This is a genomic window from Pseudomonas baetica, from assembly GCF_019733355.1.
GTDB lineage: Bacteria > Pseudomonadota > Gammaproteobacteria > Pseudomonadales > Pseudomonadaceae > Aquipseudomonas > Aquipseudomonas baetica_A.
In genome coordinates, this window is sequence record NZ_JAIHLQ010000043.1 from 1 (window position 1) to 12,175 (window position 12,175).

General features: G+C 58.8%; 13 protein-coding genes, 3 tRNA genes and 2 pseudogenes. 9 read left to right on the plus strand and 9 right to left on the minus strand.

Annotation, left to right across the window (positions count from 1 at the left end; translation table 11 throughout):
- The first annotated feature begins 48 nt into the window (after positions 1-48).
- The 5 genes and pseudogenes from K5E40_RS28330 to K5E40_RS35795 all read left to right on the plus strand — a co-directional run.
- A tRNA-Pro gene (locus tag K5E40_RS28330) sits at positions 49-125 on the plus strand.
- A gap of 5 nt (positions 126-130) precedes the next feature.
- A tRNA-Lys gene (locus K5E40_RS28335) sits at positions 131-206 on the plus strand.
- Between the two features lie 98 nt (positions 207-304).
- A tRNA-Pro gene (locus K5E40_RS28340) sits at positions 305-381 on the plus strand.
- Between the two features lie 163 nt (positions 382-544).
- Positions 545-1,315 (plus strand): annotated as a pseudogene (locus tag K5E40_RS35790) (MCP four helix bundle domain-containing protein); the annotation flags it as partial.
- A gap of 129 nt (positions 1,316-1,444) precedes the next feature.
- Positions 1,445-2,170 (plus strand): annotated as a pseudogene (locus K5E40_RS35795) (methyl-accepting chemotaxis protein); the annotation flags it as partial.
- A 166-nt stretch (positions 2,171-2,336) separates the two neighbouring features.
- Here K5E40_RS35795 and K5E40_RS28350 read toward each other — a convergent pair.
- The 4 genes from K5E40_RS28350 to K5E40_RS28365 all read right to left on the minus strand — a co-directional run bounded on the left by K5E40_RS28350 (position 2,337) and on the right by K5E40_RS28365 (position 5,074).
- Positions 2,337-3,635, minus strand: coding sequence for an NAD(P)/FAD-dependent oxidoreductase (locus K5E40_RS28350; RefSeq protein ID WP_221733554.1), 1,299 nt, complete (start codon positions 3,633-3,635; stop codon positions 2,337-2,339).
- Positions 3,636-3,698: 63 nt separating this feature from the next.
- Entirely contained in the window at positions 3,699-3,872 is a 174-nt protein-coding gene (locus tag K5E40_RS28355) for a DUF3094 domain-containing protein (RefSeq protein WP_007909875.1), read from the minus strand.
- Positions 3,873-3,923: 51 nt separating this feature from the next.
- Complete coding sequence (locus K5E40_RS28360) at positions 3,924-4,451, minus strand: MOSC domain-containing protein (RefSeq protein WP_221733555.1); 528 nt, start codon at positions 4,449-4,451, stop codon at positions 3,924-3,926.
- Positions 4,448-5,074: a DUF1780 domain-containing protein gene (locus K5E40_RS28365; protein ID WP_003228301.1), complete on the minus strand. Its 627-nt coding sequence runs from the start codon at positions 5,072-5,074 to the stop codon at positions 4,448-4,450. The genes K5E40_RS28360 and K5E40_RS28365 overlap by 4 nt, the downstream gene beginning before the upstream one ends.
- Positions 5,075-5,204: 130 nt before the next feature.
- Between K5E40_RS28365 and K5E40_RS28370 the strand changes: the two genes are divergently transcribed.
- From K5E40_RS28370 to K5E40_RS28380, 3 genes are all read left to right on the plus strand, one after another.
- Positions 5,205-5,672, plus strand: coding sequence for an FAD/FMN-containing dehydrogenase (locus tag K5E40_RS28370; protein WP_221733556.1), 468 nt, complete (start codon positions 5,205-5,207; stop codon positions 5,670-5,672).
- Complete coding sequence (locus tag K5E40_RS28375) at positions 5,669-6,358, plus strand: energy-coupling factor ABC transporter permease (RefSeq protein ID WP_221733557.1); 690 nt, start codon at positions 5,669-5,671, stop codon at positions 6,356-6,358. The genes K5E40_RS28370 and K5E40_RS28375 overlap by 4 nt, the downstream gene beginning before the upstream one ends.
- Before the next feature lie 65 nt (positions 6,359-6,423).
- Positions 6,424-6,639 (plus strand): hypothetical protein, encoded by a 216-nt coding sequence (locus K5E40_RS28380; protein ID WP_221733558.1) that lies wholly within the window; start codon positions 6,424-6,426, stop codon positions 6,637-6,639.
- A gap of 6 nt (positions 6,640-6,645) precedes the next feature.
- Here K5E40_RS28380 and yacG read toward each other — a convergent pair whose 3' ends face one another.
- From yacG to pilB, 5 genes are read right to left on the minus strand one after another with little or no spacing between them, the layout of a single operon-like run.
- Complete coding sequence (gene yacG / locus K5E40_RS28385) at positions 6,646-6,846, minus strand: DNA gyrase inhibitor YacG (protein WP_221733559.1); 201 nt, start codon at positions 6,844-6,846, stop codon at positions 6,646-6,648.
- A complete protein-coding gene (coaE, locus tag K5E40_RS28390) occupies positions 6,843-7,466 on the minus strand; it encodes a dephospho-CoA kinase (protein ID WP_221733560.1) in 624 nt (207 codons plus the stop codon). Before coaE ends, yacG begins: the two co-directional genes overlap by 4 nt.
- Complete coding sequence (locus K5E40_RS28395) at positions 7,463-8,335, minus strand: A24 family peptidase (protein WP_221733561.1); 873 nt, start codon at positions 8,333-8,335, stop codon at positions 7,463-7,465. Before K5E40_RS28395 ends, coaE begins: the two co-directional genes overlap by 4 nt.
- Position 8,336: 1 nt before the next feature.
- Positions 8,337-9,554: a type II secretion system F family protein gene (locus K5E40_RS28400; RefSeq protein ID WP_221733562.1), complete on the minus strand. Its 1,218-nt coding sequence runs from the start codon at positions 9,552-9,554 to the stop codon at positions 8,337-8,339.
- 2 nt (positions 9,555-9,556) lie between these two features.
- Positions 9,557-11,257, minus strand: coding sequence for a type IV-A pilus assembly ATPase PilB (gene pilB, locus K5E40_RS28405; protein WP_221733563.1), 1,701 nt, complete (start codon positions 11,255-11,257; stop codon positions 9,557-9,559).
- 226 nt (positions 11,258-11,483) lie between these two features.
- Here pilB and K5E40_RS28410 point away from each other — a divergent pair, with 226 nt between their 5' ends.
- Positions 11,484-11,924 carry a pilin gene (locus K5E40_RS28410; protein WP_221733564.1) on the plus strand — a complete coding sequence of 147 codons (441 nt, stop codon included), beginning with the start codon at positions 11,484-11,486 and terminating at the stop codon, positions 11,922-11,924.
- Positions 11,925-12,175: the final 251 nt, after the last annotated feature.

Here is a 12,175-nt window from a genome sequence, read left to right on the forward strand (position 1 = left end):
ATCATTGGGTCCCAGGTTCGAGTCCTGGTCACGGAGCCAATTTCAAACCGGGGTATAGCGCAGTCCGGTAGCGCGCCTGCTTTGGGAGCAGGATGTCAGGAGTTCGAATCCCCTTACCCCGACCATTTTTGGGTCGTTAGCTCAGTTGGTAGAGCAGTTGGCTTTTAACCAATTGGTCGTAGGTTCGAATCCCACACGACCCACCATTTTTGAAACCAGTTAGCGCTGGGATCGAATCTTAAGATCAGAGGCCAAAAGCGCTGATCGAAGAAGGCGATCTTTGAAAGGATCGCCTTTTTTTTACCGGGGTATAGCGCAGTCCGGTAGCGCGCCTGCTTTGGGAGCAGGATGTCAGGAGTTCGAATCCCCTTACCCCGACCATATTAAAAATCCTCGTATCGAAAGATACGGGGATTTTTTTTGTCCTCACGAAAGACAAATCCCTTCAAGTCATCGTACAACTTGCCGATAGCCCGCTAACAAGAGGGGGCTGCCATTGCTTTGCCCCTTGATTCTGACCACTACAAGAATAAGGGCGCTCGTCATGTTGCTTCGTCAGTTGAATATTGCTCCTCGAGCAGCATTGGGCTTTGCCCTGATCGCGGTACTGGTGGCATTGCTTGGGGTGTTTGCGCTCGGACAGATGTCGAGTATTCGCGACAGTGAGGTTGCGGTAGAAAATCAGTGGTTGCCGAGCATTCGCGGCGGAGACGAAATTCGCGAACTGATGTTGCGTATTCGCACCATTTCTTTGCGCATGGCGCTGGATCAGGATCCGAAGAACATCGCCACTTACCGCAGCCAGATGGACATCCGTGACAAAGAGTTGAGCGAGAAAATCGCCGCTTACGACAAACTGGTCACCACCCCCGAAGGCCGGCAGATTTATGATCAGTTCAAAAAGACCTTCGCGGCTTACCGTACCGGCATTGCGCAATCCTTCACCTTTGCAGAGCAGGGCAAGCGGGGTGAGCTGACCAAGCTGCTGCTGGTCGATATGAAAACCGTGGTCGACGGCTCCGGTAAACAGCTCAATGATCTGGCGGATCTGTTCGCCAGACAGGTTGCCGTCGAAAGCCAGAACTCTGCAGCGCACTATGAAACGTCGCGAATGATCGTTAGCGTGTTCATCGCTCTGGCAGCGCTGGCGACTGTCGCTTTGGCGATGTTGCTCACCCGCAGCATCGTGCGCCCGCTAAGTAGCGCTGTCAGCGCCGCGGAGAGTGTGGCGCAAGGGGACCTGACCCGCCCCATCGAGACCCACGGCAACGACGAAGTCAGCCGCTTGCTCAAAGCGTTGGCGACCATGCAGCAGAACCTGCGCGAAACCCTGCAAGGGATCAGCGGTTCGGCCACGCAGTTAGCGACCGCTGCTGACGAGCTCAGTGCGGTGACGCTCGACAGCACACAAGGCCTGCAACAGCAAAACAACGAAATTGAGCAGGCAGCGACGGCTGTGAATGAGATGACCACGGCCGTGGAAGAGGTTGCACGCAACGCGGTGTCGACGTCTGACGCCACCCGGCAATCCAGTGAATCGGCGCATCTGGGGCAAGAGCGGGTCAGTGAAACTGCCAGTGCCATCAATGCGCTGGTCGGCGATGTGCAACACACGGGGGATCTGGTGCAGTCGTTGGCCAACCAATCGCAGGACATTGGCAAAGTGCTGGACGTGATCCGGGCGATTGCCGAGCAGACCAACCTGCTGGCGCTCAATGCGGCCATTGAGGCGGCACGGGCAGGCGAGAGCGGTAGAGGTTTTGCTGTCGTCGCCGATGAGGTGCGAGCGCTGGCTTATCGTACGCAGCAATCGACCCAAGAGATCGAGCAGATGGTGCAAGGCATGCGCAACGGTTCGAGCCTGGCGCTCGATTCGATGCAGGCCAGTGCCGCGCGAGCCACGACCACGCTGAAATTGGCTGAGCGTGCGGGTGAGGCGCTACAAACCATCACGTCTTCGGTGCATGAGATCCATGAGCGCAACCTGGTGATTGCCAGTGCCGCCGAAGAACAGGCTCAGGTGGCGCGGGAGGTGGATCGCAACCTGTTGAATATTCGCGACCTTTCTGTGCGTTCCGCTGCCGGAGCCGACCAGACCAGCGCTGCCAGTCATGAGTTGTCGCAACTGGCCAATGCCTTGCAGGGCATGGTGCGGCGATTCCAGTTGTAAGTTGGCCGGCGCAAAGAACGGTGGTGAGCTCAGTCAGGCACCTCGTCTTTCGCTCAACACAAACCCCGTGGGAGCGTGCTTGCTCGCGAAAGCGGTCTATTAGCCAGCACATTGGCCGACTGATCCACTGCCTTCGCGAGCATGCCCGCTCCCACAGGTTTTTACATCAATGCAGTTTCAGGCGAGGCTCAGTCCCGCGGCCAATCTTGCTGCCCAGCATCAGCATCGCCGTGCGGAACGGCCCGTACAGCGCCATCTGGTGCATGCGATACAGCGACACGTAAAACATCCGCGCCAGCCAGCCTTCGAGCATCACGCTGCCGGTCAGATTGCCCATCAAGTTACCCACAGCCGAAAAACGCGACAGCGAGATCAGCGAGCCGTAGTCGGTGTATTTGTACTCCGGCAGGGTCTTGCCTTCGATGCGCAGTTTCAGCGATTTGGCCAGCAGCGACGCTTGTTGGTGCGCGGCTTGCGCGCGTGGCGGTACGTTGCGGTCGGAGCCCGGTTGCGGGCACGCGGCGCAGTCACCGAAGGCGAAGATGTTCTCGTCGCGGGTGGTCTGCAGGGTTGGCAGCACCTGCAGTTGATTGATGCGATTGGTTTCCAGTCCGTCGATGTCCTTGAGGAAGCCCGGTGCACGAATGCCGGCTGCCCAGACTTTCAGGCTGGCGTTGATCACGTTGCCGTCGGCGGTGATCAGGCTGTCCGCCGTCACTTCGCTGACTGCGGCGTTGGTCATCACATTGACCCCGAGTTTCTCCAGGGTCTTGTGCACTGGCCCGCTGATGCGTTCTGGCAGGGCAGGCAACACCCGTGGCCCGGCCTCGATCAGGGTGATGTGCATGTTTTCCGGTTTGATCCGGTCCAGCCCGTAAGCCGCCAGTTCATGGGCGGCGTTGTGCAGTTCCGCTGCCAGTTCGACGCCCGTGGCGCCAGCGCCGACGATGGCCACGCTGATCTGCTCGACCACATCGGTTTGCCCGGCGTGCGCACGCAGATAGTGGTTGAGCAGTTGCTGGTGGAAACGCTCGGCTTGTTTGCGGGTGTCGAGGAACAGGCAGTGCTGCGCTGCGCCCTCAGTGCCGAAATCGTTGGTGGTGCTGCCGACGCTGATCACCAGCGAGTCGTACTGCACTTCGCGCGCAGGCACGAGTTCGATGCCGTTTTCGTCATAGGTCGCGGCCAGCTGGATTTTCTTCTGTGTGCGATCCAGCCCGCTCATGCGGCCCAACTGGAACTCGAAGTGGTTCCATTTGGCTTGGGCGACATAGTTGAGTTCGTCTTCGGAAGAGTTCAGCGATCCGGCGGCCACTTCGTGCAACAGCGGTTTCCAGATGTGCGTCAGGTTAGCGTCGACCAGCATCACACTGGCCGTGCCGCGCTTGCCCAGAGTCTTACCCAGACGGGTAGCCAACTCCAGACCGCCGGCGCCGCCGCCGACAATAACAATACGATGGGACATGGGGATAACTCGCAAGGTTTTTAAAGGAAATCGGTGCGGTTACCCGAGCGAGCGCGATGCAGCTCATAGCGTCAGGTAACTGATAAATCGGCTCAGCAGGCCCAGACCAATGGTCACTGCCAGCACCAGCACCAGGAGCATCCACGGCCGGAAAGGCCGGCGCTCGACTCGGTGTTGGGACAGTTGCAGGTACTCTTCGACATGTTTCTGATCTTCGGGGTTCAGGCGGCTGGTCATAATGGCCTCGTCAGGTAGACGTTGCTGAATGTGCAGAAGCTACAGCGGTTTTCAACCGGGGTTGAACGCAGCATAGCCGCTGTCCGGAACAGGTTCGACGGACACACCGTCGTCGAGGCGAATGATCCCGCTTTGTAACACTCGTGCGGTGATTCCGCCATGCCCGCGCACCGCTTGAAAGGTGCCGGGGCCGAGGTTGTTTTGCAGGCGGGCGCAAGGCTGACACCAGCCCGTTGTCTCGAAAATCGCCTGACCGATGCGAAAGCGTCGGCCCTTGAGGCTGAACAGGTTGATGCCGCTGATAACGAGATTACGCCGCAGATCCTCAGGCTTGACCGGTTGATCGTGCGAGCGCCCCATCAAGGCGCTGATCACGGCGAGATGCTCCCACTGGATCAGCGTCACCTGCCGCGCGTTGCGGATGCCGGGGCGAGCGTGATCGCCAGTCAGTCCGGCTTCCAGCCGCGCTTCCACGGCATCGAGTTCGATCATCGGCCCACGGGATTCTGGTCGCACGCCGATCCAGCGCACACGGCCGGTTTGCGGTACGTCGGCGATCAATTGTTGAAGTGGCGTCACAGGCTGATTCCTACGTCGAAAACGATGCTACGGCCCAGGTTGCTGCGCAGAAAATCCGGTGCATCGGGGTGCGCGAACAACACGCGGGCGAACGTCGGGCCGACGAGGGACAGCGAGCGCCAGCCTTGGCGCAAATATTCGGTGGGGGGCGGAAAGTGGCTGTTGAGATCCAGAACCTCACGCTTGAGGCTGGCGAAAGCGATGATGTCCAGTTCGCCCAGATCCATGCCGCGCTCCTTGTAGTTGTGGGCTTTCTTGCGCAAGGTCGGCGCCAGTCTGAGCAGAAATTCATTGGCCGGAATCCGTCGCGGCTTGGCTTCGCGGCGCACCAGTTGGCTGAGGGAGAATGCACTGCGCCGGCGCTGCAATTCGTCGCGCCATTCATCGTTGAGTCGCCGCCCTTCATCCAGAACGAAGAACACCTCGAAATTGGCATCACGAAACAACACGTCCGGCGGCTCGCCGGCCGGGGCGAACTCGTCGGCGCGGTAGGGAATGTTGAGGCCTTGCAGCAGGCGCTGGCAGACCCAACGCTCACGCTCCCATTTGCGGGCATTGGACAGGAACGCGTTGGCTTGCTCGGCCGCGATGGTCAGCAGGCGTAAATAATCTGAGTCATCCATAGGCCCAAGCTTAGCGTTCAAATGCGACAAGCAGAAAGCCTTGCGTGGCAAAGTGCGTCAGTGGGCAGTCTGGATGGGCGGTGTAGACTGACGGAAATCGTCCATTGAACGTAAACCGAGGGGATTGAACGTGAAATCACGCTGGTTACTGTTGTTCGCTCTTGTTCCGCTGTTGGCTCATGCGCTCGATACCGGCGAGCAACTCGCCCCCTGGACGTTGCTGGATCAGAACGATCAGGCATACACACTCGACAGCACGACCACGACGCTGCTGGTGGCCCGTGACATGGAGGGCGCCAAGCTGATCAAGGAAGCGCTGAAGGATCAGCCCAAGGGCTATCTGGAGGCGCGTCACGCGGTGTTCGTTGCCGACATCCAGCGCATGCCGACGTTGATTGCCAAGATGTTCGCTGTGCCCGCCATGCGTGACTACAGCTATCGGGTCATGCTCGACCGCGAGGGTCGCGTCACGTCGCGCTACCCCGGCGCAGAAGGTCAGGTGTTGTGGCTGCAACTGAAAGATGGCCGATTGCTTGAACAGCATGAATATGCCAACGCCGCCGGACTGCGCGAGGCACTGGAGAACGCGCGGCCATGATCGGCGCCGAGGTGCTGTCGACTGAAAGCCTGGTACTGGGCTGGCTGATTTATTCGCCGGTGCTGCTCTGGGCGATCTTTCGCGCACCTTGGGTCGAATTGTTCAGCGACCGCCGCCGTCAGCATTTGCTGTTCGGCACGGTGTTCGCGCTGTTTCTGTTGTGGCTGGTGCGCAGGGATTTTGACACGGGAGTGTCTTATCACTTCATCGGCATGACGGCAGTGACGTTGCTGCTGGACTGGCCGCTGGCGGTTGTTGGCGGGCTAGTGGCGCAAGTCGGCCTGGTGCTGCTCGGACGTCAGGACCTCGCAGCGCTTGGGGTCAACGGCTCACTGTTCATAGTGCTGCCCGTGCTGGTCACTGAGTGCGTGGCGATCCTCGTCGAGCGTGCGCAACCGCGTAATCCATTTGTTTACATCTTCTGTTCCGGGTTTCTGGCGGCGGCATTGTCGGCGTTGATGTGCCTGCTGTTCAGTCTGACGTTGCTCTGGTACGACGGCCTCTTTGCCATGCCAGAGTGGCTGGAGGACTTCATTGGCTACGTGTGGCTGATCATCTTTCCCGAAGCATTCATCAACGGCATGGTCATCAGTGCGCTGGTGGTGTTCTGCCCGGAATGGCTGGAGACATTCAACCGCACCCGCTACCTTTCGGCGCCGTGGAAGGACGACGATCCCAAATCTTGATCCATATCAAACCCGCCACACGCGGGAAATTTCATGCTCGTGCAAATCCCTTCAGGAGCAGCAGCATGAGTGTTTACGAGTGGGCAAGACATGAGACCCGGCAGAGTCTGGAGATGGCGCAGGAGGTGGGGTTCGATCCGGGTTTGAGCCTGCGCGCCTTGCTCAGCGCAGTGGTGCAACAGAGCAGGACCGTGCGCAACGCCGAAGACCTGGCCGACGAGTTGCGCTTTTTGGCGCAGAACCTCGACGACGATCAGGACTACGGTTTCATGCGGCCCTGAACGGGATCAGTGACGCGGGTCGAAGTCACCGGAAAACAGTTCATCTTCGGCATCCGGGGCGACCGGAATCTTGTGTTCTTCGGATGCCCAGGCGCCGAGGTCGATCAGTTTGCAGCGATCGGAACAGAACGGCCGAAACGTGTTCTCAGGCGTGAATTCAACGGGCGCGCCGCAAGTTGGGCATTCTACGGTTGGGATCTGGCTCATGATTGGCCTCCACTTAAAGTCAGGTAAAAGTCATGCAGACGCTCGACCTCGCTGTGCAGCCAGGCGAGGTCGCGGTCGTTGACCACCACGTCGTCGGCACGGCTCACGCGGTCTTCGCGGCTCGACTGGGCCTTGAGGATCGCCTGAACCTGCTGTTCGCTGGTCTGGTCACGCTGCAAGGTGCGTTCGATTTGCAGTTGTTGCGGAGCGTCGATCACCAGAATGCGCTGTGTCATCGCGTATTGCCCGGATTCGATCAACAACGGCGAAACCAGAATCGCGTAGGGCGATTTTGCCAGCGCTAGATGATGGGCGATTTCCTCGGCGATCAACGGATGGAGCAGGGCTTCGAGCCAGCGGCGTTCTTCGGGGACTTCGAAGATCAGCTTGCGCAGGGCGGCGCGATCCAGCGTTCCATCAGCCTGTAGCACGCCAGCACCGAAGTGCTCGGCAATCTTCGCCAGCGCCGGGCGCCCTGGTTCAACCACCCAGCGCGCCGCGTGATCGGCGTCGACCACATGGATGCCGAGGTCGATGAAGTGCTGGGCCGCGGCGCTTTTGCCGCTGCCGATGCCACCGGTCAGGCCGAGAATCCAGGTTTTTTCCACAGGGGTATTCATTTCAAACCGACAAACTGCCAATAGAAGTCGGTTATTTGACCACCCCAGAGCAAGGCAATCCAGCCGGCAATTGCCAGATAGGGTCCAAAGGGGATCGGCGTCGAGGTTTTCTGCTGACGCAGACGCAGCAAAATCACGCCGATGATTGCGCCCACCAGCGATGACAACAGAATCGTCAACGGCAGAATCTGCCAGCCACCCCACGCTCCGAGCAACGCCAATAGCTTGAAATCACCGTGACCGATACCGTCCTTGCCGGTGATCAGCTTGAACAGCCAGAACACCGACCACAACGCCATATACCCGGCCACCGCCCCCCACAGTGCATCGTGCAACGGCACGAACAGCCCGAAGCTGTTGACGATCAACCCAAGCCACAGCAGCGGCAAAACCAGTACATCGGGGAGCAGTTGATGCTCGGTGTCGATCAGACTCATCGCCAGCAAGCCCCAGGTCAGAAAGATCAACAGGCACGCCGGCCAGCCAAAACCCAGATGCAAAGCGATGAACGCCGAGAGCAGGCCGCAGGCCAGTTCGGTCAGCGGATAGCGTTTGCTGATCGGCGCGGCGCACGCAGAGCAGCGTCCGCGCAGCCACAGATAGCTGAGCAGCGGAATGTTCTCCCACGGGCGAATTCGATGAGCGCAATGCGGGCACTCGGAGTGAGGCAGCATCAGGTTGTAAGTCGACAGCGACGTTTCGCCGGGCAGGCCGAGTACATCCTGAGCCTGCTGGCGCCAATCACGCTCGAGCATTTTCGGCAGGCGCCAGATCAGCACATTGAGGAAGCTGCCGACCACCAGCCCGAGCAGCAGCGCAGTGAAAACAAAGGCCAGCGGATACAGGGCAAACAGTTCGTCGATAGGCATGTCAGATCGCTGAGCCGAGTTGGAAAATTGGCAAGTACATGGCCACCACCAGACCGCCGACGATTACCCCGAGCACCACCATGATGAACGGCTCCATGAGGCTGGTGAGGTTGTCGACCATGTTGTCCACTTCGTCCTCGTAAAACCCCGCGACCTTGGCGAGCATGTCGTCCAGTGCGCCGGACTCTTCGCCGATCGCGGTCATCTGCACCGCCATGCTTGGAAAGACGCCCGTGGCGCGCATCGAAAAATTCAGCTGCATGCCGGTAGAAACGTCCTGACGGATCCGCAGCACCGCACGCTTGAACACCACGTTGCCGGTGGCGCCTGCAACCGATTCGAGGGCTTCCACCAGCGGCACGCCGGCAGCAAATGTGGTTGACAGTGTTCGGGCGAAACGCGCAACGGCGGATTTGTACATCATCGTGCCGACCAAGGGCAGCTTCAGCAGCCAGGTGTCTCGACGGTCACGCAACCCCTGGGATTTTTTCAGCGCATGGCGGGTGCCGAACACCGCCGCCACCAGTGCGCCGAGTACCGCCCACCACCACTGCTGCATGAATTCCGAGAGGTTGATCACCATCAGGGTGAAGGCCGGCAGTTCGGCGCCGAAGCCTGCGAACACCGACTGAAATTGCGGTACCACCTTCACCAGCAGGATCCCGGTCACGACCCCAGCCACCAACACCACGGCGGTCGGATAGGTCATGGCCTTCTTGATCTTGGCTTTCAGGCTTTCGCTTTTTTCTTTATAGGTCGCGACGCGTTCGAGCAAGGTGTCGAGGGCGCCGGACTGCTCGCCGGCGTCCACCAGGTTGCAATACAACTCGTCAAAATATTGCGGCTTTTTGCGCAGGGCGTTGGCGAAACTGTTGCCCGCAGCGACTTCCTGTTTCACGTCGTCGACCAGTTTGCGCATGGCCGGGTTTTCAAAGCCCTCGCCGATGATGTCGAACGATTGCAGCAGAGGGACGCCGGCCTTCATCATGGTTGCCATTTGCCGGGTGAACAGGGCGATGTCCCGGGCCTTGATGCGGTTGCCGAAACTCAGCAGGACAGCTGATTTCTTGCGCACCTTCCCGGGGTTGATACCTTGCTTGCGCAATTGTGCCTTGATCAGCGCGGGATTCTGTCCACTCAATTCGCCGGTGATCTTGCTGCCTTTCCTGTCCGTGCCTTCCCAGGCGTAGACGCTGATTTTCGCTGCCTTGCCCGCCATGTTCAGTCCTTGGTGACCCGGTTGATTTCTTCAAGGCTGGTGATGCCTTGCATGGCCTTGTGCAAGCCTGAGGTGCGCAGGTCGTCGAAGCCGTCACGGCGCATCTGGCTGTCGATTTCCAGCGAGTTGCCTTCGGCCATGATCAGCCGTTGCAGCTCCGGTGTGTTTTTCACCACTTCATAAATCCCCACACGCCCCTTGTAACCGCCGTTGCAATGATCGCAACCGACCGGCTCGTAGATCGTGAAACTGCCAATGCGTTCCTCGGGGAAGCCTTCCTTGATCAGCGTTTCGCGCGGGATCTCGATGGGTTTCTTGCAGTGGCTGCACAACTTGCGCGCCAGCCGTTGCGCAATGATCAGGCTGACCGAGGTGGCGATGTTGAAACCGGGGATGCCCATGTTGTGCAGGCGGGTCAGGGTTTCGGCTGCGCTGTTGGTGTGCAGCGTGGACAGCACGAGGTGGCCGGTCTGCGCAGCCTTGATCGCGATTTCGGCGGTTTCCAAATCGCGGATCTCGCCGACCATGATCACGTCCGGGTCCTGACGCAGAAACGAACGCAGGGCCTGGGCGAAATCCAGCCCTTGTTTCGGATTGACGTTGACCTGATTGATGCCTTCCATGTTGATCTCCACCGGGTCTTCGGCGGTGGAAATATTGATGTCGACGGTGTTGAGGATGTTCAGGCCGGTATACAGCGATACGGTTTTACCCGAGCCGGTAGGGCCGGTGACCAGAATCATCCCTTGCGGCTGTTTGAGCGCGGCCATGTACAGGTCTTTTTGCGCCGGCTCGTAGCCGAGGGCATCGATCCCGATCTGCGCGCTGGACGGGTCGAGAATCCGGATCACCACTTTTTCGCCCCACAGAGTGGGCAGGGTGTTGACCCGGAAATCGATCGACTTGCTCTTCGACAGGCGCATTTTGATTCGCCCGTCCTGGGGTTTACGGCGCTCCGAGATATCGAGGCTGGCCATGACTTTCAGGCGTGCGGCGATGCGCCCGGCCAGTTGAATGGGTGGTTTGGCCACTTCGCGCAGAATGCCGTCGGTGCGTACCCGTACCCGATAGTTTTTCTCGTAGGGCTCGAAGTGCAAGTCGGAAGAGCCGCTCTTGATCGCATCGAGCAGCATCTTGTGGACGAAACGCACCACTGGCGCATCGTCGACATCGAGTCCGCCGATGGCGTCCTGATTGCTGTCATCGATGGCTTCGACATCGAGACCGTCGAGATCGACATCGGCCATGTCTTCAAGGCCTGAGGTGTGGGTGTCGAAGAATTTTTCGATGGCGTCGGTGAGCTTGTCGTCCTCCACCAGAATGGCTTCGGTGCTCAGGCCAGTGCTGAACTGGATGTCATTGATCGCTTGATGATTGCTCGGGTCAGAAATGCCCACGAACAGTTTGTTGCCGCGACGCCACAAGGGCAGGGCGTGGTGCTGGCGCACCAGTTTTTCACTGACCAGGTCTTTGGGCTGGGTTTCCTTGTCCAGGCAATTGAGATCAAGGAACGCCATGCCGAAGTGCTCCGAGGCGATCTCGGCCACCTGAGCGCTTTTCAGCAGTTTGTTCTGTACCAGATAAGTGACCAGCGACAGCCTATCGCGCTGGGCCTGTTGCCAGGCTTGCTGGGCGCTTTTTTCCGTCAGCAGTTCGGCCTGCACCAATTGCTTGGCCAGACCGCTCAGAGCGATGTCATTCATGGGGATTCCGCGCACTTGCCGTTCATGACTTATAGCCTAGTCAAGTGACAGCGCCAAACACGGCCCATGCAGGTGACAAAAAGTGTCAGATAGTGCGGTTACAGGTTGTAGGAAACCGCGCCGCCCGCTGCTCGCGCCCAGTCAGCAGGGCTTTATGGCGATTGGCATGGGCTATGCTCAGTCCTTCTCAGATCATGAGATTTCGACTCATGCATGGAGCGTGTCTATGAAAAAACAACAAGGTTTTACGCTGATCGAACTGCTGATCGTGGTGGCGATCATCGGCATTCTGGCGACCATCGCGTTGCCGCAGTATTCGAAATATCAGGCACGGTCGAAAGTGACGGCGGGGTTGGCGGAAATCAGTGCTCTGAAAGTCCCTTTCGAAGACACCATCAATCAAGGTACTGATCCGTCACTGACGAACGTCGCCGGCAGTGCCACGGCCACCACCTCCAACTGCACGCTGGCCGCTTCGGGTACAGCGTCCACAGGCGCTGGCACCATCACCTGTACTTTGGTGAACGCGCCGGGGCCCGTGTTGGGTAAAATCATCACATTGACCCGCACTGGCGCTGCAACGGGCAGTACCTCTGGCACTTGGAGTTGTGCGTCCACGGTCAATCCCGACTACGCGCCTAAAGGTTGCCCGGGCAGCGGTGCCTGAGGCGTTCAACGGCGTCACGGAATGCCCCGCACAGCGGGGCATTTTTCATGGCGCGGCGCTTTATAAAAGCCTCAATAATTTCAGCATCTTAGGAACTTTTCCAAAAGCCGCAACTTGCATGTGCATATTGCGCAAGTCATGCAATTTGCATGAATCCGAAAATTTGATTTATTTATAAGTTGTTGATTTATATCGTTTTTATTGCGTCATAAAAGTTGGCACAGCGTTCGCAATATCTTCAGTAACCCTGC